The organism is Bradyrhizobium valentinum (genome assembly GCF_001440405.1).
Lineage (GTDB): Bacteria > Pseudomonadota > Alphaproteobacteria > Rhizobiales > Xanthobacteraceae > Bradyrhizobium > Bradyrhizobium valentinum.
The window spans coordinates 8,326-30,675 of sequence record NZ_LLXX01000065.1 but is presented as its reverse complement, the minus strand read 5'-3'; the positions used below and the strand labels follow the sequence as shown (position 1 = coordinate 30,675).

The 22,350-nt window shown below is 63.3% G+C and carries 17 protein-coding genes; 12 read left to right on the top strand and 5 right to left on the bottom strand.

Annotated features, from left to right (window positions below):
- Positions 1 to 838, top strand: an 838-nt coding sequence (locus tag CP49_RS10710) for a SagB/ThcOx family dehydrogenase (RefSeq protein ID WP_156438264.1), incomplete at its 5' end; no start/stop codon positions are given.
- 59 nt (positions 839 to 897) lie between these two features.
- On the opposite strand, the gene CP49_RS10705 is transcribed toward CP49_RS10710, so the two are convergent.
- The gene (locus CP49_RS10705; RefSeq protein WP_057850231.1) at positions 898 to 1,296 is read right to left on the bottom strand and encodes a hypothetical protein; all 399 of its coding nucleotides are present in this window, start codon (positions 1,294 to 1,296) and stop codon (positions 898 to 900) included.
- A gap of 331 nt (positions 1,297 to 1,627) precedes the next feature.
- A complete protein-coding gene (locus CP49_RS10700; RefSeq protein ID WP_057850230.1) occupies positions 1,628 to 2,848 on the bottom strand; it encodes a cytochrome c in 1,221 nt (406 codons plus the stop codon).
- A gap of 279 nt (positions 2,849 to 3,127) precedes the next feature.
- On the opposite strand from CP49_RS10700, the gene CP49_RS10695 reads away from it, so the two are divergent.
- Both CP49_RS10695 and CP49_RS10690 read left to right on the top strand, forming a co-directional pair.
- Positions 3,128 to 6,634, top strand: coding sequence for an indolepyruvate ferredoxin oxidoreductase family protein (locus tag CP49_RS10695; protein ID WP_057850229.1), 3,507 nt, complete (start codon positions 3,128 to 3,130; stop codon positions 6,632 to 6,634).
- Positions 6,635 to 6,944: 310 nt separating this feature from the next.
- On the top strand, positions 6,945 to 7,928 hold the full coding sequence (locus CP49_RS10690; protein WP_057850228.1) for a CorA family divalent cation transporter: 984 nt from the start codon (positions 6,945 to 6,947) through the stop codon (positions 7,926 to 7,928).
- Between the two features lie 231 nt (positions 7,929 to 8,159).
- Here the strand turns inward: CP49_RS10690 and CP49_RS10685 are convergent, their stop codons facing one another.
- A complete protein-coding gene (locus CP49_RS10685; protein ID WP_057850227.1) occupies positions 8,160 to 10,226 on the bottom strand; it encodes a prolyl oligopeptidase family serine peptidase in 2,067 nt (688 codons plus the stop codon).
- A gap of 1,006 nt (positions 10,227 to 11,232) precedes the next feature.
- Here CP49_RS10685 and CP49_RS10680 point away from each other — a divergent pair.
- From CP49_RS10680 to CP49_RS10650, 7 genes are all read left to right on the top strand, one after another.
- Complete coding sequence (locus CP49_RS10680; RefSeq protein ID WP_057850226.1) at positions 11,233 to 12,381, top strand: thiolase domain-containing protein; 1,149 nt, start codon at positions 11,233 to 11,235, stop codon at positions 12,379 to 12,381.
- Positions 12,381 to 12,770, top strand: coding sequence for a Zn-ribbon domain-containing OB-fold protein (locus CP49_RS10675; RefSeq protein WP_057850225.1), 390 nt, complete (start codon positions 12,381 to 12,383; stop codon positions 12,768 to 12,770). Before CP49_RS10680 ends, CP49_RS10675 begins: the two co-directional genes overlap by 1 nt.
- 200 nt (positions 12,771 to 12,970) lie before the next feature.
- The gene (locus CP49_RS10670) at positions 12,971 to 13,831 is read left to right on the top strand and encodes a MaoC/PaaZ C-terminal domain-containing protein (RefSeq protein ID WP_057850224.1); all 861 of its coding nucleotides are present in this window, start codon (positions 12,971 to 12,973) and stop codon (positions 13,829 to 13,831) included.
- Positions 13,832 to 13,937: 106 nt separating this feature from the next.
- Positions 13,938 to 14,816 carry an SDR family oxidoreductase gene (locus tag CP49_RS10665; protein ID WP_057850223.1) on the top strand — a complete coding sequence of 293 codons (879 nt, stop codon included), beginning with the start codon at positions 13,938 to 13,940 and terminating at the stop codon, positions 14,814 to 14,816.
- 113 nt (positions 14,817 to 14,929) lie between these two features.
- Positions 14,930 to 15,883 carry a dihydrodipicolinate synthase family protein gene (locus CP49_RS10660; protein WP_057850222.1) on the top strand — a complete coding sequence of 318 codons (954 nt, stop codon included), beginning with the start codon at positions 14,930 to 14,932 and terminating at the stop codon, positions 15,881 to 15,883.
- Between the two features lie 127 nt (positions 15,884 to 16,010).
- Positions 16,011 to 16,811 (top strand): NUDIX hydrolase, encoded by an 801-nt coding sequence (locus tag CP49_RS10655; protein WP_057850221.1) that lies wholly within the window; start codon positions 16,011 to 16,013, stop codon positions 16,809 to 16,811.
- 168 nt (positions 16,812 to 16,979) lie between these two features.
- On the top strand, positions 16,980 to 19,661 hold the full coding sequence (locus tag CP49_RS10650) for a PAS domain S-box protein (RefSeq protein WP_057850220.1): 2,682 nt from the start codon (positions 16,980 to 16,982) through the stop codon (positions 19,659 to 19,661).
- Between the two features lie 17 nt (positions 19,662 to 19,678).
- Here CP49_RS10650 and CP49_RS10645 read toward each other — a convergent pair whose 3' ends face one another.
- Complete coding sequence (locus CP49_RS10645; protein WP_057850234.1) at positions 19,679 to 20,029, bottom strand: GrlR family regulatory protein; 351 nt, start codon at positions 20,027 to 20,029, stop codon at positions 19,679 to 19,681.
- Between the two features lie 241 nt (positions 20,030 to 20,270).
- Here CP49_RS10645 and CP49_RS10640 point away from each other — a divergent pair, with 241 nt between their 5' ends.
- Positions 20,271 to 20,723: a hypothetical protein gene (locus CP49_RS10640; protein ID WP_057850233.1), complete on the top strand. Its 453-nt coding sequence runs from the start codon at positions 20,271 to 20,273 to the stop codon at positions 20,721 to 20,723.
- 148 nt (positions 20,724 to 20,871) lie between these two features.
- Here the strand turns inward: CP49_RS10640 and CP49_RS10635 are convergent, their stop codons facing one another.
- Entirely contained in the window at positions 20,872 to 21,267 is a 396-nt protein-coding gene (locus CP49_RS10635; RefSeq protein ID WP_057850219.1) for a VOC family protein, read from the bottom strand.
- Positions 21,268 to 21,547: 280 nt separating this feature from the next.
- Between CP49_RS10635 and CP49_RS10630 the strand changes: the two genes are divergently transcribed.
- Positions 21,548 to 22,144: a hypothetical protein gene (locus tag CP49_RS10630; protein ID WP_057850218.1), complete on the top strand. Its 597-nt coding sequence runs from the start codon at positions 21,548 to 21,550 to the stop codon at positions 22,142 to 22,144.
- Positions 22,145 to 22,350: the final 206 nt, after the last annotated feature.

Sequence of the window (22,350 nt, the reverse complement as noted above, 5' to 3'; positions counted from 1 at the left end):
CCTCCGGGTGAACGAAGGCGACGGCAATCTCGTTCTCTGGGATTTCCACGATCTCGTGTTTCACACGCGGAGTACCGAGGGCCGACAGGCCAATCCGGTTGGCAGCACCTTCGCCTATGCAAGCGTAGTTTCACCGCTGCCTGCGGTGCGTCCGCCTTGGCCCGGCAAGGAGATCGACCTGCGGAAATTGCCTACCTCGGATCCGATCTCGCCCTTCGCAAAGCTGTTGCGCGAACGCCATTCAGTCCGAGATTTCGATGACGAGAATCCGGTCACGCTCGCAGAACTCGCGCGCTTTCTCGACACCACAGCCCGCGTCCTGTCGGAATGGAAGAGCGACGCGAATTTCGAAGGCAGTCCTGAGATCACCTACAGCAGAAGACCCTATCCGTCGGCCGGCAGCGCGTACGAACTGGAATTGTATCTGGCGGTCTCGAATTGCGAAGGGCTTGCACGCGGACTTTACCACTACGACGCGGGCGGCCACGCGCTGGTAGCGATCGGGGTCTCCGCACAGCAACTCCAGGCGCTTTCGGCGGCAGCCGAGTTTGCCATGGATGCACCTGGTCCGCCGCAGGTCCTGATCACGATCGCGGCACGTTTTGGGCGGATCTCCTGGAAATACAGCTCAATCGCGTACTCGCTGATCCTGAAGGATGTCGGCAGCATGATCCAGACGTTCTACCTCGCGGCGACCGATATGGGCCTTGGTGGCTGCGCCATCGGCACCAGCAACATCGATCTGTTTGCAAAAATGACCGGGCTCGAATTCCATGTCGAGGGCCCGGTCGGTCAATTCGCGCTCGGACGCGGCAGGAAGCCGGAGGCCCCACGCTAGCGCATAAAAAAAGCAGCGGGCCGGCTAGCCCGCTGCGCGTCAATTCCTATGATGATTTGTTACTGCTTGCTGTCCGTGCTCGACTCAGGTGGAGCCGTCGGGCGATTGGGCGCCGCGCCCGTAGTGGTGCCCGGCTGGTTGTTGCCGCGCGGTGTTACGTCACGCATGCCCGGAGGCGCCGTAGGGTTGGCCGGCTGCGTCTGCTGCGCTGTCTGGTTGGGCGGCGAAGTGCCTGCCTGGTTTACGGTAGTATTGTTGAGACCATAGAACAGCGCGCCCAGCACGACTGCGATGGCAACGGCGAACATGGCGACCTTGGCGCCGCTCGGAGGGCCTTCGCCGAGTGCGGGATCGGCTTGCAACTCACTGTCGAGATTGTTGAGCCGGGCCTGATGGCGGATTTCTTCCTCGCTCAGGCCGGCGCGGTAGGGATCGTTCGGATTGGGGTGGTTTGCCATGAATGGGTTCCTCCGTTAGCAATCCAGAGCTAATAGTTGGCGCGACCGGATGTTCCGCGCCAAAATTGCAACTCCGTAATGTTGGAACCGCTGATTCCCTCCGGTTCCGAATGTGAGACGCCGGAATTCGTCTCTACCCGCCATCGGTAATTCACGCGCAGTATACCAATCCTCGTCTGAGGAGCCGCCAACGGGTCGCGCGAACGCGCGCCCGATGAAAGGCTCCGCGGCGTCTCGAAGGATGTAGGCCGGTCTGTGGCCTCATGGTTCGCCCGGCGATGCGCAGCGTCGTCCGGAGACGCGCGTTCCGCGCTCCTCACCATGAGGGTTGCTACTTCGCCTGCCGCGCCTTCGCGACTTGCTCCGCTGTCACCAATGGCGCCGCATTGCCCCAGGAATTGCGGATGTAGTTCGTCACGTCGGCAATCTGCTGGTCGGTCATCTTCGCGGCATAGCCCGGCATCGATCCCTTGTTGGGCGCGCGCGGCGTCGTCACGGTTTCTGCGCCGTCGAGAATGACGCGCAGTGTGCTCAAGGCGTCAGCGGATTGCAGGTTGGCATTGCCAGGCAGCGGCGGATAGATCCGCGGCGCACCTGAGCCGTCGGCTTCGTGGCAGGCGATGCACGCGCCGTTATAGAGCTTTTCGCCTTCCGCCATTTGCGCCGGCGAGGGCGGCGTGACCTTCGGCTCCGGCGCGCCTGCCGGCAGATCTTTCAAGTAAACCGCGATGGCGCGCACATCCGCATCGCTCATCTTCGACGTCGAATTGACTACGACCTCCGACATCAGCTCACCAGCATGGCTTTTAGCGTTGCGGCCGCTCTGCAGATACTCAGTGATGTCTTGCACGCTCCAGGACTTCAGGCCGCTGCGATCAGCGCCGTCCAGCCGCGGCGCGAACATGCCCGCGACCCGCCCGCCGCCATAGGCCTGGCCGCGTTTGTCCGCGCCGAACATGTTCTTCGGCGTATGGCAGGCGCCGCAATGGGCGACGCCCTCCACCAGATAGCGGCCGCGATTCCACTCTGCGCTCTTCTGCTGGTCCGGCATCAGAATGCCGGGCTTGAAGAACAGCCAGTTCCAGCCGCGCATGACGACGCGATAGTTGAACGGCCAGCGCAGTTCGGGCGCACGCGCTGCATTGCTCATCGGCGTCAGCGTCGCCAGATAGGCGCGGATTGCGAGAATGTCCTGGCGCGTCAGCTTGGTGAAATTCGGATAGGGGAAGACCGGGTAATAGCGCGAGCCGTCGCGCGCCACCCCGAAGCGCAAGGCGCGGTAGAATTCGTCATCGCTCCAGGCGCCCAGGCCCGTCTCGCGGTCCGGCGTCAGATTGGGCGCATAGATGCTGCCAAAGAGGGTGTCGATCCGCTTGCCCCCGGCGAACGGCTTGGCGGGATCGGCGGTATGGCAGCTCGCGCAGTCGCCGGCGTCGGTCAGCGCCTTGCCGCGCGCGATATCCTCAGCGGTCGGCTCGGCCTCGGACTGGGCATGGGCTTCGCCGACTGCGAGCGCAGTGCACAAAAGCAAGCCGGCGAGAATCGTCCGCATCGTCCGACATCATCCCTGCACCAATTGGCCTCTTGGAACATTATAGCGCTGAGGGGCGAGCGTCATGCCATTTCGCGCCGAGGCTTGCCGACGACACAAACCGAAACACTGCCCTGCTGCTGCCGGTACGAAGTTGCGATCTTTGGAAGCGCGGCTTTTGGGTCGAGATTTGTGGTGCGTCGGCCGGAAAATCCGACATAGACTGGTTCTAACAAGTTCAGGTGCCTACATAAAAAGCATCGCCGATCAAGGCTCACGCCGGTGACAAAGAGGGCTTAAATGGGAATCAACCAGGGTCCGATCAGTCTCGATCAGAAATACACCCAAGGTACAGGCCACATCTTCCTGACCGGCATCCAGGCGCTGGTTCGCCTGCCGATGGCGCAGATCCGCCGCGACCGGGCCGCGGGGCTGAACACCGCAGGCTTCATTTCCGGCTATCGCGGCTCGCCGCTTGGCGGCTACGACCAGCAGCTTTTTGCCGCCCGCAAGCACCTCGAACAATACAACATCAAGTTCCAGCCCGGCGTGAACGAAGACCTCGCGGCGACCGCGATCTGGGGCTCGCAGCAGCTCAACCTTTCGCCCGGCGCCAAATACGACGGCGTGGTCGGCATCTGGTACGGCAAGGGCCCTGGCGTCGACCGCTGCGGCGACGTATTTCGGCACGGCAATACGGCGGGCTCGGCGAAGAACGGCGGCGTGCTCGTGCTTGCCGGCGACGACCACGGCGCAAAGTCCTCGACCGTCCCGCATCAGTCGGACCACGCCTTCATCTCCGCGCTGATGCCGTATCTCTATCCCTCCAGCATCCATGAAATGATCGAGATGGGCCTGCTGGGTATCGCGATGTCGCGCTACTCCGGCTGCTGGGTCGGCATGAAGGTGATCACCGAGACGGTCGAGACCACCGCCGAGATCGATCTCACCGACGAGATGACGCCGTTCGCGATCCCGACAGATTTCGAGATGCCGCCGGGCGGCCTCAATCTGCGCTGGCCGGACGACCGCTACGCACAGGACCTGCGCCTGCAGGACTACAAGGGCTATGCCGCGATCGCCTTTGCGCGCGCCAACAAGATCAACCGCGTCACCATGGATTCGCCGAATGCCCGCTACGGCATCATGGCGTCAGGCAAGAGCTACGAGGACATCCGTCAGGCGCTGCGCGAGCTCGGGATTACCGAGGAGGTCGCCGCCAAGATCGGGCTTCGGCTCTACAAGATCGGCATGCCCTGGCCGCTGGAGCCGGAAGGCGTGCGGCAGTTCGCCGTCGGCCTCGAAGAGATTTTCATCGTCGAAGAACGCCGCGAGATCGTCGAAAATCAGGTCAAGCAGGAGCTGTTCAATTGGCGTGACGACGTCCGCCCGCGGATCGTCGGCAAGATGGACGATCACGACAAACGCTTCCTGACCTTCGCCGCGGAGCTTTCGGTCGCCTCGCTTGCGAGCTCGCTCACCGAACGCCTGCTTCGACTTAATCTCAATCCTGAAATCGCCGCGATGCTCCGCGCCAAGGCCGACTGGTTCAACGGCCGTCAGGCGACCCAGATGCAGGCGGTGGCACCGGTCACCCGCACGCCGTATTTCTGCTCGGGCTGCCCGCACAACACCTCGACCAAGGTGCCGGAAGGCAGCCGCGCCTTTGCCGGCATCGGCTGTCACTTCATGGCGCTATGGATGGACCGCAACACCGAGACCTACACCCACATGGGAGGCGAAGGCGTGCCGTGGGTCGGCGTCGCACCCTTCACCAAGGAAGAGCACGTATTCGCCAATCTCGGCGACGGCACCTATTTCCATTCTGGCAGCCTCGCGATCCGCCAGGCGGTCGCCTCCGGCGCCAACATCACCTACAAGATCCTGTACAACGATGCGACCGCAATGACCGGCGGCCAGCATGTCGACGGTGAATTGTCGCCGCAGCAGATCACTTTCCAGCTTCACGCCGAAGGCATCCGCAACATCTATCTGGTCTCGGAAAACCCCGACGCCTATCCGGCGTCTGAGATCGCGCCCGGCGTCAAGACCGCGCATCGTGACGAGCTTCAGGACGTCATGATGACCTGCCGCACGCTCAAGGGCACCTCGGCGATCGTCTTCGTGCAGACCTGCGCCGCCGAAAAGCGCCGCCGCCGCAAGCGCGGTTTGATGGAGGACCCGGCGCGCCGCGTCATGATCAATCCGGCGGTGTGCGAAGGCTGCGGCGATTGCTCGGTGCAGTCGAACTGCATTTCGGTCGAGCCTTTGGAAACCGAGATGGGCCGCAAGCGCACCATCAACCAGTCGACCTGCAACAAGGACTATTCGTGTCTGAAGGGCTTCTGCCCGTCCTTCGTCACCATCGACGGCGGCAAGCCGCGCCGCCGCGCGCCGGCAAACCTTGATGGTACAGGTTTTGGCGATATCGGCGATCTGCCCGAGCCTGCCTCGTTCCCCTCGCTGGAACGGCCCTACAACATCGCGGTCGGCGGCGTCGGCGGCACCGGCGTGCTGACGATCGGCGCGCTGCTCGGCATGGCCGCGCATATCGAGGGCAAGGCCAGCATGATCCTCGACATGTCCGGCCTCGCGCAAAAAGGTGGTGCGGTGCTGAGCCACGTTCGTCTTTCTGAACATACCGCCGACGTCACCTGCTCGCGAATCGTCACAGGCACCGCCGATCTCGTGATGGCCGCAGACGAGGTGGTTGCCGCCGCCAAGGACACCATCACGCTCTGCGAAGCCAGCCGCACCGTCGGCGTCATCAACACTCACGTCATTCCAACCGCCGATTTCATCCTCAACCGCGATTTCAATTTCCAGAGCCGCAAGGTCAACCACGTGCTGGAGACCGAGCTGCGCAAGGATTCCTCGTTCTACGATTTCACCAAGCCGGCCGAAGCGCTGCTTGGCGATTCCATCGCCACCAACATCATGATGCTGGGCTATGCCTATCAGAAAGGCCTGTTGCCGCTGTCGGCAAAGGCGATTCTGCAGGCCATCGAGGTCAACGGCGTCTCGATCAAGATGAACACGCAAGCCTTCCAGCTCGGCCGTCTCGCCGCCGCCGATCCGGCGCGGCTTGAAGCCATGATGAAGGGGCAGGACGAAGTGGTCGCGCCGAAGACGCTGGATGCGATGTCGCTCGACGAGATCATCGCCCACCGCAGCGCGCATCTCGCCGAATATCAAAACGCCGCGCTCGCCAAGCGTTATCGGGGTCTCGTGAAGCGTGTCCGTGACGCCGCCACCGATGGCGGCTATGGCGATGCGTTGCCGCGCGCGGTTGCGATCAACTACGCAAAATTGCTCGCCTACAAGGACGAGTACGAAGTCGCACGGCTGTTCACTGACGGCCGTTTCGAAAAGCAGCTCCGCGATCAGTTCGAAGGCGAGTTCAAGTTCAACTTCAATCTGGCGCCGCCGATCCTCGGCGGCGGCTTCGATGCGCTCGGCCGCCCGAAGAAGCGCGCGTTCGGCGCGTGGATGATGCCGGTGTTCCGGACGCTGGCAAAACTGCGCAGCCTGCGCGGCACGCCGTTCGACATCTTCGGCTACAGCGCCGACCGCAAGCTCGAGCGCGACCTGATCGCAGGCTATGAAAAGGACGTCGCCACCGTGCTCGGCCTGCTGTCGCCGGTCGCCCACGACACCGCGGTCGAAATTCTCTCGCTGCCCGATCGCATCCGCGGCTACGGCCCGGTCAAGGAGAAGGCTGTTGCGGATGCGAGAGCCCGCCACGCGCAACTCGCCACCGACCTCGTCAACCCGCCACCCGCGCCGCGGCAGTTGGCGGCGGAGTAGGGTTCTAACCCTCATGGTGAGGAGGCGCGAAGCGCCGTCTCGAACCATGAGGCCCCGACCTCGCTCGCGGCCATCCTTCGAGACGACCGCTCCGCGGTCTCCTCAGGATGAGGTTTGTCGCTGCGTAGAGTGGGCAAAGACGCGAAGCGTCGTGCCCACCATCGCTCAACGATCGCGGTGCCAAATGGTGGGCACGCTTCGCTTTGCCCACCCTACGGGGTTGTCTCCAGAGCTTGGATGGGGTGTAGTCGCCATCAGCTTGTCACTGCGTTGACGCATTGCCTGCTTCACACCAGCAACGGGTTAGCGGATGGACCAGGCCCTCGCCGATATCGGCATCATCTCCGCCTATCGCTTCGTGGGCGACGGCTCCGCGACGAAGCTCGATGTCGCCAACCTCGATGCAGAACTCGCCGATCCGCACGGCTGGCTGTGGCTGCATTTCAATCTGTCCAATCGTCGCTGCCACGACTGGCTCGCCGGGAGTGCGCGGCTGTCCGATGTCGCGCGCGAGACCCTGATCGATGCCGACGAGCATATCCGGCTCGATATCTTCGACGAGGAGATCGCCGGCGTTTTGCCCGACCTGCATCAGGAGTTCATGCAGGAGGGCGACGATCTCCTGCGGGTGCACTTTGCGATCTCGTCGAAGCTGATGATCACTGCCCGGCGCAAGCCGCTGCGCGCGATCGAGCTGACACGGCGTGCGATCGATGGCGGCCGCAAGTTTCCCACCCCGGTGTCGCTGTTCGATGCGATCGTCGACCAGTTCGCCGATGTGATCGGACGCTATTCGGCGAGCCTCGGCGACGAGCTCGACATCGTCGAGAATCATGTGCTGCACGACGAGATCGACGATGAGCGATTGCGGCTCGGCCGCGTGCGCCTGCAGGCGATCCGCACGCGGCGGCAGCTCTCGCAGATTCGTGCGCTGTTTCACCGCATGGAGACGCGCGAGGACGTCGAATCCGAAACTCTGCTGTCGGCGATGCGCAAGCTCGCGCAGAAGTTCGACGCGCTCGACTACGAGTTCAGCGCGATCTATGAGCGCGCGCGGCTGCTGCAGGACGAGATCGCCGGCCGCATGACGGCGATCACCAACCGCCGCCTGTTCACGCTGTCGGTCCTGACCGCATGCATGCTGCCCTCGACGCTGGTCACCGGCTTCTTCGGCATGAACACCAAGGACATGCCGTTCCAGGACGGCGATGGCGGCACCTGGTACGCGCTTCTGATGGTGATCGCCGCGGGAGCACTGACATGGTGGCTGCTCAGGCGGACCAAGGCGCTGTAAGCCGATCATGGTGTGACTGGAGTCTCCGCCGTCAAGCCCGCGAAGCGCGCATCGCCCCGGCTATGGCGAACATCGTCGGTGGCGGCGGAGTAACTCTCATGTCCCGGACGCGGTGCAGCGCCTAAGCGCTGCGTCGCAGAGCCGGGACTCATCTCACCGCATAGGCCCGGCTCAGCAGCGCACCGCTGCCGCGCTGCGTCCGGGGCACGAGAGCCGTGACGCCGTGCGCTCTCACCGCTCCCAGCCAATTGCGCGTCGGAGAAAGGAAAGTTCGAGCGCCATGAGGGCAGCCTGCTCGCTGTGGTCCTTGCCAGAGCTGTGGCCGCCTGTGGCAGGCTCGTAGAAATGGGCCTCATAGCTCATCGCCTGCAGCTTGGCCGCCATCTTGCGGGCATGTCCCGGATGAACCCGATCGTCACGGCGGCTGGTGACGAGCAGGATCGGCGGGTAGTGCTTGCCGGGGGACGCGACGTGATAGGCCGACATCTGGGCCAGGAACTGCCAGTCTTCGGGCTTGTCGGGATCGCCATATTCATCGATGCAGGCCGCGCCAATGAGCAGTTTGGCATACCGGCGCATATCGATGACCGGCACGCTGCAGAGCAGTGCGCCAAAGCGATCCGGATATCGCGTGAGCATATTGGCGATCAGCAAGCCGCCGTTCGATCCGCCCTCGGCCGCAATGCGGCCGGCGCGCGTGACGCCTCGGCGCACGAGATCGGCAGCCACGGCTGCGAAATCGTCATGGGCAAGGCGCCGGCCTTCTCGACGTGCGGCCTCGTGCCAGTCGTTGCCGAATTCACGGCCACCTCGCAGATGTGCAATCACGCTGGTGCCGCCACGTTCGAGCCAGAGCTTCCCGACCGTCGGGTTGTAGAATGGCGGCAACGAGATGTTGAAGCCGCCGTAACCGTAGAGATGCACAGGCGCGTCCCCGGTCTCGGTCGGCGGCCCGACCTGCACATAGGGGACGCGCGTGCCGTCGCTTGACACCGCTTCGTGGCGTGTAGTCACAAGACCTGTCGGATCGAAAGCGTGCGGGGCCTGCTTGAGCAGGACCGGTGCTGCCGAAGGCTCGACGACGAACAGCGATGGCGGCGTCAGCGGGTCCTGAGCGCTCGCGAGCAAATCCCCGTTCGACTCTTCCGACTCGCGGTCGAAAGGCCAGACATACACGGTGCCGAGATCAGGCAGCCCCGTGACACACTCTCGTGACCAGGCCCCGTCGGCTGGGCTGAACACCTCGAAGACAGGCTTGAGGTCATCGAGGATCGACAGGACCAAGCGGCCGCCGCACCAAAAGAAGCTTTGCAACGCGCGCCGGCCACGAGGTTCGAATAGCGTCGTGAAGCGCCGGTCGCCGGCCAGGAAGGCTGCAAAGGAAATGCCTATGACGGCGTCCGTCCCGTAGGTCTTGTCCGCGATGTTCCAAGGGGTGCGCGGCTTCACCGCCAGCCAACCCCGCTGCCAGGATAGCCAAGCGTCGCTGGGGACGTCGAGCCGCGTCTTCGGCCCCATACGATCACCGATCCAGACGTTGGAGTCGATGATGCCCGGCTTGTCGACGAACCATAAGGGTTGTTGAGAGCTATCCCGGTCAACCCCGGCGTAGACATAGACGGAATCGGGCCGCGTTTCGAAAATGACAGGGGCCGAGAGCGGGTCGCTTCCCCTGCGCCAAAGTCGAACTGTGCGCGGATAGCCTGACGTGGTCGCCATATCCGGTCCCACCGCCGATATCAGCAACAGGGTGTCGCGGTCGAGCCAGACGGACGAGCTGTGGCCCTCGGGAAGATGGAAGCCGTTCGGCACGAAGTCGCGCTTGGCAATGTCGAATTCGCGCAGCACGACAGCGTCGGCTCCGCCGCGTGACAAGCTGAGGATGGCGCGGTCATGCGTGCCGGGTACGATCGAAGTGTTCGTCAGAATCCAGTCTTCGTTTTCCTGGCGAGCGAGCACGTCGAGATCGAGCAGGACATCCCAAGCGGGAGCTTCACGGCGGAAGCCTTCCAGCGTGCTGCATGTCCGCCAAAGGCCACGCTGATTACCGGCATCTTGCCACAGGTTGAACAACTGCCCGCCGACCCGGGTTGGATAGGGAATGTTGTCGGGGCGATCGAAGATCGCCTTGAGCAGATCCCGGTCGGCCGCAGTCTGCCCTTGACCAAAGAGCTTCAGCGTCGCCGTATTCTGCGCCTCAACCCACTCAAGTGCCCGAGGATCCTCGATGTCTTCGAGCCAGAGGTAGGGATCTTCGTCCGGCGCATCGAGTGTTGGACGTGGATCAGGTCTCGACATGGGCGTCGTCTCCAATTCTTTTTGAGCGAAAAGTTTGCGAGGGCGGTCAACGTCCCGAGCACACAGTATCACCCCACGGTTGCATGCGGTTCCCTCAAATTGGTTGAGACAGGATCATGTCTTTCGTGCGGAGCCGACGTCGGCCTTGCGCGCCGACTGATTTGCCCGTGCCGGCAATGGGCAAGCGTTTGGGTCCATGACTGCGCGCCATACCAACGCAAACGCCGCGAAAACCGCTGCGCCAAAACACGAATTTCACCAGCCATTTCAAGGCGATTTGGGTCGTCCAGATGGCGCGGCAAAAACATATCGCTTCTCATTTCCCCCAAATCAGCTCCATCTTCGCGCCATCCCGCCTCATCGAAGAGGGGCGTACGCGTCGTCACGATACGTGGAGTGCGGGTTGCGGTGGACGCGATGGCGTTGCGCGCGCGAGGCATTGCAGGGCGGCCTCAAGCTGGTCTTGGGGCTGTGAGCGATCGATCCGCGCAGGACGAGCGGCGTTGTTGCGTACGGCAAAAGCGTGTGGTTCTGGCACCCGTGGCTGGTGTCAAGCTGGCGGAGGCTTTTTGAATCCAACCGGGTTCGATCGGTCGTCAATCCGGCAGCGACGGAGGCAAGAGGAATTCGTCTCCGGGAAGAGCGCGCCATAAGCCGTCAAACCATTGCGCAGGGAAGGCCGGATGCTCTCCGCTGGACCTGTATGCTCGTGTGCGCACTTCTTTGTGCACATTGCACACGAGACCGCGGGTGCAGCGCGCACCCGGTCTTCCCTGCGCCCTCTCATCATGGAGGGGGCAAGCGAGCAGGCACAACTCGGGCGCGTCGCGCCGCGAGAATGCACCGGCATATCCGCGGCTGCGGCCTGATACGATTTTCGCCGATAATCATCCCGAGTTGAGTCTAGTCGCTACTGTCTCGCTCTGCGGAATATTTCGGCGCTTGCCAAGGGGGCGGCGACAGGCCAGAAAAAAACCCGGAAGAAGAAACGCCAACGGAGAACGATTTGACCATCAAGGGCAAAGCCTACATTGCCGGGATATACGAGCATCCCACCCGGCACGCACCCGACAAATCAACTGCGCAGCTCCATGCCGAGGTCGCCAAGGGTGCGATCGAGGATGCCGGGCTCACCAAAGCCGATATCGATGGCTATTTCTGCGCCGGCGACGCCCCCGGCGGCCTTTGGCCGATGGTCGATTATCTCGGATTGAAGGTGCGCCACGTCGATTCCACCGAGACCGGCGGCTGTTCCTATTTGATCCATCTCGGCCATGCCGCCGAAGCGATCGCGGCGGGCAAATGCTCGATCGCGCTGGTGACGCTGGCCGGCAAGCCGCGCACCGGACCGATGCCGCCGCGCGCGGCCGGCGCGGAGGCCGATTTCGAGGTGGCCTATGGCGCGACCACGCACAATGCCTACGGCATGTGTGCCATGCGCCATATGCACGACTACGGCACCACCAGCGAGCAGCTCGCCTGGATCAAGGTCGCGGCTTCCCATCACGCCCAGCACAACCCGCACGCGATGCTGAGAGATGTCGTCACGGTCGAGGACGTCATCAACTCGCCGATGATCTCGGACCCGCTGCACCGGATGGATTGCTGCGTCGTCACCGATGGCGGCGGCGCGATGATCGTGACCACGCCGGAAATCGCGAAAAGCCTGAAGAAGCCGCTGGTGCGGCTGATCGGCCATGGCGAGGCGATGAAGGGGCCGCGCGGCGGCAAGGATCTCGATCTCACTTATTCCGCCGGCGTCTGGTCCGGCCCGCGCGCCTTCGAGGAGGCGGGCGTTACGCCGAAGGACATCAAGTACGCCTCGATCTATGACAGCTTCACCATCACCGTGCTGATGCAGCTCGAAGACCTAGGCTTCTGCAAGAAGGGCGAGGGCGGCAAGTTCGTCTCCGACGGCAATCTGATTTCCGGCGTCGGCAAGCTGCCGTTCAACACCGACGGCGGCGGTCTCTGCAGCAACCATCCGGTCAACCGCGGCGGCATGACGAAAATCCTGGAGGCCGTCCGGCAATTGCGCGGCGAAGCGCATCCAAAAGTGCAGGTGCCGAATTGTGATCTCGCGATTGCCCACGGTACCGGCGGACTTCTCGGCGTGCGTCACGCCGCCTCAACCTGCATTCTGGAGCGCGTGTGATGGCTGAAACGAAAAAGTATCCGGCGCCGGTGACCAATCCGGAAACCGTAGAGTTCTGGGAAGCGGCCAAGGCCGGCAAGTTCATGATCAAGCGCTGCACCGCTTGCGGCGAGGCGCACTACTTCCCGCGCTCGATCTGCCCGTTCTGTTTCTCCGACAAGACGGTGTGGGAAGAAAGCTCGGGTGAAGCCACGATCTACACCTACAGCCTGATGCGCAAATCGCCGACTGGTCCCTATGCGATCGCCTATGTCACGCTGAAGGAAGGACCGTCGCTGCAGACCAACATCGTCGATTGCGATCTAACGAGCCTGAAGATCGGCCAGAAGGTGAAGGTGGTGTTCAAGCCAACCGACGGCGCGCCGCTGCCGTTCTTCACCGCGGCCTAAGCCTAAAAAGCACCTTTCCCTCTTGCGGGGGAAGGTGGCAGCGAAGCTGCCGGAAGAGGGGTATCTCTCCACGAGAGAGATGTATCTGCCGAGGCAACCCCTCTCCCAAGCGAGTTTGTGTTCGGTGCCGGTGTAGCCTCTCCCGCAAGGGGAGAGGGCACTGCGACGAGCACCGCAAAGAAGATTCCGGAGAGAAGCGAATGCCCATCAACTACGAACAGCTCATGGCCCTGAAAAATCTCGGCCAGAAATATGCCTATACCGACCGTGAGGTGATGCTTTACGCCTACGGCATCGGCATGGGCGCCGATCCCATGGACGAGAAAGAACTCGCCTATGTCAACGAAGGCACGCTGACGCCGCGTCCGCTGAAGGTCGTGCCGACCTTCGCCTCGGTGGCGGCGTGGGGCTCAGGTCCCGGCGAAATGAATCTCAACCGCGTGATGGTGGTCGATGGCGAGCGCGACATCACCTTCCACAAGCCGCTGCCGAGCGCGGCGAAGATCACGGCCGACTCGACCGTGCTCGACGTCTTCGACAAGGGCAAGGACAAGGGCGCCGTCATCCGCCACCAGACGGTGTTGAAAGATGAGAACGGCGAGAAGCTGGCTACGCTGGTGGCTTCGCGCTTCGCGCGCGGGGATGGCGGGTTTGGCGGCCCTTCGGAGGGCCAGCCCGAGCCGCACAAGGTGCCGACCCGCACGCCCGACCAGATCGTCGATATCACGACACGGCCGGACCAGGCGCTGGTCTATCGCCTCTGCGGCGATCGCAATCCGCTGCATAGCGATCCCGAGTTCGCCAGGAAGGCCGGCTTTCCGCGGCCGATCCTGCACGGCATGTGCACCTACGGCATCACCTGCCGCGGCGTGCTGCAGACCTACGCCGACTACGACCCGTCCGCCTTCAAGCAACACGTCGCGCGCTTTTCGTCGCCGGTCTATCCTGGTGAGACCGTAACGATGGAGTTGTGGAAGGATGGCAACATCGTCTCGTTCGAAGCCAAGGTGAAGGCGAGGGGCGTCACGGTGATCAGGAGCGGTAAGACGGTGCTGGGCTAACATTCCCGTCATTCCGGGATGGTCCGAAGGACCAGACCCGGAATCTCGAGATTCCGGGTTCGCTTCGCGCCCCGGAATGACAGCAATTAACGTGGGAGAAAACACCATGGGACTGCTCGACGGCAAGGTAGCCATCATCACCGGTGCGGGCGGCGGGCTGGGTGAAGCCTACGCCAAACTGTTCGCGCGTGAGGGCGCGGCGGTCGTGGTCAACGATCTCGGCGGACCGCGCGACGGCTCCGGGGCCGACGTTTCGATGGCGCAGCAGGTGGTCAATGCGATCAAGGCCGAAGGCGGCCGCGCCGTCGCCAACGGCTCCGACATCTCGACTATGGCCGGCGGCCAGTCGGTGTTCGACGACGCCATCAAGAATTTCGGCCGCTCCGACATCCTGGTGAACAATGCCGGCATCCTGCTTGACGAGACCTTTGCCAAGGCCAAGGAAGCCAACTGGGACAAGGTGATCAAGGTTCACCTCAAGGGTACCTTTTGCTGCACCCAGCCGGTGTTCAAATGGATGCGCGAAAACGGCGGCGGCGTCATCGTCAACACGTCCTCGACCTCGGGCCTGATCGGCAATTTCGGCCAAACCAATTACGGCGCCGCCAAGGGCGGTATCTGGGGACTGTCGAACGTGCTGGCGATCGAGGGCCGCAAATACAATATCCGGATCTGGACGCTGGCCCCGGGCGCGCTGACCCGCATGACCGCAGACCTGCCGCGCTATAAGGAAAACCCCGGCGCCGCCCTGGGGCCGGACGGCATCGCGCCGGCCGTGCTATACATGGTCAGCGACTTGTCAGGCGACCAGACCGGCAAGGTGCTCGGCGTCTCCGGCCCGCGCGGCGTGCGGGAGATGCGGATGATGGAAATGGAAGGCTGGAAACCCCCGTTCACGGGGTGGAAGGCCGAGGATATCGTGACCCACGCCAAGGAGATCTTCTTCTCGGAAGAACAGGTCAAGATGGGCGCGCGAAGGTTTTAGTTTTAACGTCATTCCGGGATGGTCCGAAGGACCAGACCCGGAATCTCGAGATTCCGGGTTCGATGCTTTGCATCGCCCCGGAATGACGATGCAGAGAAAAAGAGGCCCACACTATGAAACTCACCGCCCAGGCCGCAGGCACCTTCGCGATCGCGCCGACCCCGTTCCACGATGACGGCCGGATCGACGAGAAATCCATCGACCGCCTGACCGATTTCTATGCGGAAGTCGGCTGCGACGGCGTCACCGTGCTCGGCATTCTGGGCGAGGCGCCCAAACTCGACGCCGCCGAGGCCGAGCAGGTTGCGATCCGCTTCGTCAAGCGCGCCAAGAACATGCAGATCATCGTCGGCGTCTCGGCGCCGGGTTTTGCCTCGATGCGCTCGCTGGCGAAGGCGTCGATGGATGCGGGAGCAGCCGGCGTGATGATCGCGCCGCCGCCGCATCTGCGGACCGACGACCAGATCACGGGCTATTTCAAACAGGCGCAGGAAGCGATCGGTGACGAGATCCCCTGGGTGCTGCAGGATTATCCGCTGACGCTCAACGTCATCTTCACACCGGCCGTAATCCGCAAGATCGTGATGGACTCGCCGTCCTGCGTAATGCTCAAACATGAGGACTGGCCGGGCCTGGAGAAGATCACCACGCTCCGCAATTTCCAGAAGGACGGCTCGCTCCGGCCGCTCTCCATTCTCGTGGGCAATGGCGGACTATTCCTCGATTTCGAAATGGAGCGCGGCGCTGACGGCGCCATGACCGGCTACGCCTTCCCTGAACTGCTGATCGACGTCGTCAAACTGTCGAAGGCCGGCAAGCGCGACGCTGCGCACGATCTGTTCGACGCGCATCTGCCGCTGATCCGTTACGAGCAGCAGCCCGGCGCGGGCCTGTCGGTGCGCAAATATGTGCTGCAGAAGCGCGGCATCATTTCCTCCAGCGCGCAGCGCAAGCCCGGCGCCATCATTACGGCGACCGCGAAGGCTGAAGTCGATTATCTGCTGTCGCGCGTGGCGCGCGTCGATCGCCGCGCCAATCTGCAGCCGCAATCCAGCGCGGCGGGTTGATTGTCCCTCATGGTGATGAGCCGCGAAGCGGCGTCTCGAACCACGAGCCCTGGTGCTTCACAATCATCCTTCGAGACGCGGCCTGAAGGCCGCTCCTCAGGATGAGGACCTGAGGAGTAAAACTGTTATGGCCGAAGCCGTCGCCCCGCGTCCCGCCTCCACCATCCTGCTGCTCCGCGACAGCACTGACGCCAAGGAGATCGAGATCTTCATGATGGTTCGCCATTATGAGATCGATTTCAATTCGGGCGCGCTGGTGTTTCCCGGCGGCAGTGTCGACAAGGGCGACAAGGAGATCATCGCGACATCAGAACTCTATTCGGGCGGCGAGGGGCTCGACGAGGCCACACTCAGCTTCCGCATCGCCGCGATCCGCGAAACCTTTGAGGAGAGCGGCATCCTGCTGGCGCGGCCGAAAGGATCGAAGGCGCTGGTCGACGCCAAGCGCGCCAGCGAGATCGAAGCGGCGCATCGCGCCGACCTTTGCGACGGCAAGATCAGCTTCCTCAAGGTGCTCTCCGATAACGGCATGGTGCTGGCGCTCGACGAACTCGTGCCCTATGCGCACTGGATCACGCCGGAGGGCATGCCCAAGCGGTTCGACACCTGGTTCTTCCTCGCCGCCGCGCCGCCTGAACAGGTCGGCGCCCATGACGGCAAGGAGTCCACCGATTCGATCTGGGTCTCGCCACGCGAGGCGCTGGAAGGCGGCGAGAGCGGGCGCTTCAAGCTGCCGTTCCCGACCACCCGCAACCTGATCAAGCTCGGCAAGCAGCAAAGCGTAAAGGCGGCGCTGGACGCCTCCAGAGGCAAATCCGTCGTTACCGTCACGCCGGTCATGACCAGGAACAATGGCGGCCGCCAGCTCCGCATTCCCCTCGAAGCCGGCTATGACGGCGAGGTGTTCGAGGTCGGCTCGGTCGGTTGACGCTCGCAAACCGCCTCACGGTCCGCGGGTAGCCCCGGCAAGGTTAATGCGCCGCTGGCTGCGGCTGCGGCCGGGCCCGGAAGGCCGATTCTGGCCAATTTCGACATGTTCCCCACGGCCCGAAATACATCGTATATTGCGCCTTATAGGAGCCTGGCCCCGACCAACATGACCGCTGAAACGCCGCCGAATTCGCTGCCGCCGCGATCGTTCTCGCTTTCGATCGGCCAACTGACATTCGGCAGTTTCATGCTGGTGCTGGCGGTGATCATCATCACCTCGACCGCCAGCGTCATCGCCATCCGCCATATCGATTCGACCTTTGCCGAGCTGCAGCGGCTGCAGAGCGTCGGCGATCTGGCGGAGGATATCGACCGCCGCATGAACGAATTGCGGCTCGCCGCGCGGGATTTCGTCACCGACCCCGGCAACCAGTCGGTCCAGGTTGGCGAGGCCGCGACCGCACTCGGCGAGGTCCTCAAGAAGACGCGGCTGGAGCTCGCTCCCGAGCAGCAGGACATGATCGACGGCGTCACCGAGCGCCTGGCGACCTACCGCAGCGGCATCGAGCGGATTTCCGCGCTGATCAACCGCCGCGCCGAATTGATCGTCGCCTTGCCGCCCTTGCGCGAGAAATTCGATGCCGCAGTTGCCGAGGCGCTCGATCCCGCGATCGCATCGGCATTGCTTCAGAGCCAGAGCCGGATCGCCTCAGCACTGCTGGCGCATAACCCGTCGGCGGCCGAACAAGCAGCGCAAAGCATGCGCTCCCTGACGATCGTGGATCCGAACCTGCGCGCGATCGTCGACGATTATGCGCTGGGGATCGCCAACATATCGACCCGCGAACTGCAGATATCCGATATAGACAAGGAAGTGCTGGGTGCGGAGGGTCGCCTGATCCAGCGCGTGACGGAATTGTTGCGCGACGTCAGCGATCGGCGGGGCCGTGTGCTCGCCCGCGATTTTGCGAGGACGCTGACCGAAGCCAAGTGGCAGAGCATCGTTCTCGGCACCGCCGGTGTCCTGATCGGGCTCTTTGCCTCGCTGCTGGTGGTTCGCCGCACCGTGCGTCCGCTTGCCGCGATCGCAACCTCGATCCGTGCGGTGGCCGGCGGCGAGAAGAGCGCCTCGATCCCCGCGACCGACGTGGACAACGAGATCGGCGACATTGCCCGTGCCGCCGAAGTATTCCGGCAGACGCTGGTCGATGCCGATACTGCGCGCGAGGCGGCGGTGCGCGCGCTCGCCGAACAGCGGCTTGCCGAGGAAAGTTACCGCAAGCTGTTCGAGTCCTCGGTCGACGGAATTTACGTCACGACGCCGGGCGGTGCGCTGCTCAACGCCAACCCGGCGCTGGCACGGATGATGGGCTATGCCACGCCGCAGGATCTGATCAGCGGCATCGGCGACATCGCCGATACCGTCTACGTCGATCCCGAGGCGCGGGCGGAATACGGGCGGCTGATGCAGCGCGACGGCATGGTCCGTGAATACGAGTACCAGGTTCGCACGCGCAACGGCTCAGTGCTCTGGCTCTCGGACAGCGCGAGCGCCGTGCACAACGAGGCCGGCGTTATCATTCGCTACGAGGGCACGGTGCGCGACATCACCGACCAGAAACGCGCCGAGGATGCGATCGCCGAAGGCCGCCGTTTGCTGCAAATGGTGATCGACACCGTGCCTGCGGTCATCAACGTCAAGGACAAGCAGCTCCGCTACGTCCTGATGAACCGCTATATGGCCGGCATTTTCGGGGTCGAACCGGGAGATGCGATCGGCCGTACCACCGCCGAGCTGATGTCGCGCTACGGCGCGGAAAAGACCGACGAACCCGACAAGCGGGTGCTGGCGGCCGGCAAGGAGCTCGGCTTCTACGAGGAGGAATACAGGGATGCCGGCGGCCATATGCGCCAATGGCTGGTCAACAAGCTGCCGATCCTCGATGCGGCCGGCGAGATTGAGAACATCGTCACGGTTGCGCTCGATATCGGCGAGCGCAAGCGAGTCGAATCCGAGATGCGCAAGGCCAAGGATGCGGCGGAGGGGGCGCTGCGGAACTTGCGTGAGACGCAGAATTCGCTGATCGAGGCGGAAAAGCTCGCCGCATTGGGACGGCTGGTGGCCGGCGTGGCCCACGAGGTCAACAATCCCGTCGGCATCAGCCTGACGGTCGCCTCCGCGCTGGAGCGCAAGACGTCGAATTTTACGGCGGAGGTCGCCCGCGGCGCGCTGCGGCGCTCGAGCCTGAACGATTTTCTCGAGACCAGCCGCGATGCATCCTCGCAGCTCGTCGCCAACCTCAACCGCGCCGCCGAACTGATCCAGTCGTTCAAGCAGGTCGCCGCCGACCGCAATTATTCGGACCAGCGCTCTTTCGACCTCGGCGACCTCACCGAGCAGGTGGTGATGAGCCTGCGGCCCGGCCTGCGCAAACACAATCTGACGCTCAATGTCGAGTGTCAGCCCAATCTGATCATGAACAGCTATCCCGGTCCTTACGGACAGGTGCTCACCAACCTGTTCCTCAATTCGGTGGCGCATGCCTTTCCGGACGGCAAACCCGGTACGGTCGATATCCAGGTACGGGAATCCGGCAAGGACAATGTCGAAATCATCTTCTCCGACAATGGATGCGGCATGAGCCTCGACGTCCGCCGCCGCGCCTTCGATCCGTTCTTCACCACGCGGCGCGATCAGGGCGGCACCGGGCTCGGCCTGCACATCGTCTACAGCATCGTGACGACACGACTTGGCGGCCGGCTCGACCTCGATTCGGAGCCGGGCGGCGGTACGCGCATCCAGATCATCCTGCCGCGAACGGCGCCGCTGGAGCAGGCGGCGGAGTAGGCGAACGTTCGAACGAGCTAGTTGATATCTGCGAGCTTGTGCAGCGTGGCGCCGAAGATCTGGCTTGCTTTGCCGACGAGCGCGGTTCCATTCATGGTGCCGCGGGTGTCGGTGAAGGTTCCGGATACGCCGATGCCGACCGGATTAGGTCCGCCGAACAGCGGATTGTCATTGTCGCGCGGGGTGGTGTGCCGCTGCACCAGCACCTCGCCCTTGAAGGTGTCGCCCTTCACGGTGTAGCTGCCGGTATAAAACAGATAGGCATCGCCGCCGAGGATCTGGCCGTCCCGGAACAGAATGACGCCGCTGCCCTTGCCGATGCGCCCATCCAGCAGGGTGACGTGGATCGAATACAGCCCGTTCTTCATGACGTCCCAGATGCCGGCCGTCGCGCCCACGCAAGGCCGAGTGTCAAGGGTTATGCCAAAGCGTGGCCCGCACCGTCAACGCGTCAGGTTGCCTGCCAATTCCCGTGCAGGAAGCAAACTCGAAGCGTTCCACCCCGACGTGACACGAGGATGACAGGTGACGTGGACCGACTCAAGTTGGCCCGCGAAATGCATAGCTCGGTTTGGCACCGGCCGGCGGGTGCTGGAGCAAGAGAAACAGGTGACCAACTGGATGAATTCCGGCGGCCACGTGCCGCGCCCATATGCAGAGAATAGCAATCTTGAAACCACGGGCCGTCATCGCGCGGGCCGCTGGAAAGAGCGGCTGATCATCGGCGGGGTGTTGCTGATATTGCCGCTGGTGGTTTCCGATTCCGGCGAGGCCCGCGACCCCGACGGCCGCTATGCCAACTCGCCGCTGAAGCAGTGGTTCGACAGTCTCAGAAGCGGGAAGGGACCATGCTGTTCCGACGCAGACGGCAGCGCCGTCAGCGACGTGGATTGGGAATCGAAAAGCGGGCACTACCGCGTTCGCATCGACGGCGAGTGGCACGACGTGCCCGAGGATGCCGTCATCACCGAGCCGAACCGGGTAGGGCGAACCATGGTGTGGCCGATCCGCGGCTATCAGGGACTGAGCATCCGCTGCTTCATGCCGGGATCGATGACGTGAGCAACTATCAATCCTCATTCTGAGAAGCCGCGCCAGCGGCGTCTCGAAGGATGTAGGCCCGCCTGTGGCCTCATGGTTCGCCCGGCGATGCACAGCATCGTCCGGAGACGCGCGTGCCGCGCTCCTCACCATGAGGATCAAACGGTGCTCACGCGTACTTCTTGTCGCGCTCGAGCAGCTCGATCGAAATGCCCTGCGGGCCGCGGATGAAGCAGATGCGCACGCCGGGCCGGATGGTGGTCGGTTCCTTCGTGAACTCGACGCCCTTGGCCTTGATCTCGGCGGCGACCGCGTCGATGTCCTTCACCGTCAGTCCGAAGTGGTCGAGCCCCTGATAGGGCGTCACTGGCGGTGTGTTGACGCCATCGCCGGCGGTGACGGGCGCGATGAATATGTTGGCGCCGCCGAGCTTGACATCGATCCGCCCTGGGCCACGGACGATCTCGCCGCCCAGAACGTCTTCCAGCCAGGCCGCGGTCGCTTCGGGATCGGGGCTGCGCAAATGGACGTGGTCCCAGGTAACTGCCCAATTAACGGTCGACATCTCGATCTCCCTATTGTTCTTGTTGCGCCTCTAAAGCCGGCGTGTGATGCGGCGCAGCCAATCTAGCTGCGAGGCATCCACAATTCCATCCCGCGAGCCTTGCGCTGCCGCCGCAATATTGTCGAGGTGGCATGAAACCATTTCTCCTCTGGATGATTGTTGACGGGCGGCGGGATCCGTACAGCGGCGGTCGTGACAAGAGCCGTACGGGAAAACGCCCGTAGGGCTTTTTTCATGCGCGGCGCGGCAATCGCCGGCGCTGCCGGGTGAGGGCACGGCTATGAGAATCGCCGGGTGGTCGTTCGGAAGGTCCGAAGTACGGCTCGCCGTGCTGCCGGCCATCGCTATCATCGGATGCGCCGTATGGTTGATGCTCCCGCAGGCGAGCGATGCCGAGGGCCATTCCACGGTGACGTCGCCTGAAGTCACCCGCGTCACGCAAGCCACATCCCGCAACGATGATACGGCCGTGACCCAGGCGACCCTGTCGCCGTCAGCCGTTCCCTCCGATGCCGCCAACCCGGCGGCGGCCGCCGAGGCGCCTCTCGACATCGCGCCGCCGGAAACCGTGGCGCCCGCCAGGTCGCCGCTCGACGGCCTGAAAATTATCTCACAGTCGTGGCGAAGGGGCGGGCTTGGCTCGAAAGCGCTAGTGACCTTCACGCTGCGTAACGCCAATGACTACGCGGTGAGGGATATCGAGATCGCCTGCACCTTCACCCGCCGGGATGGCAGCCACCTGACCGACCGCCGGCGCGTCATTCCCGATACCGTGAACATGAAGAGCCGGAAGCGGTACGCCGGCGTGCTGGTCGGGTTCGTCAACGTCAACGCAAATAAGGCGAAATGCTCACTGGTGACCGCCAGCCGTATTTAATTTAACCTGTGCGATCGAACTCACGTCTCACCCCCGAAAATGTGACCGGCGCCTTTGAACCTTGGCGGTTGACCAGGAACTAATCGCTATATCGCCCGTTGGGCGAATGAGCCGCGCGGTACTCGCGCGGGGGGAGCAAGACTGATGCCCGTAGCCCGTTATTTCCTGTTTGTCGGCGGCGTGCTGCTTGCGCTGTTGTTGGCGAT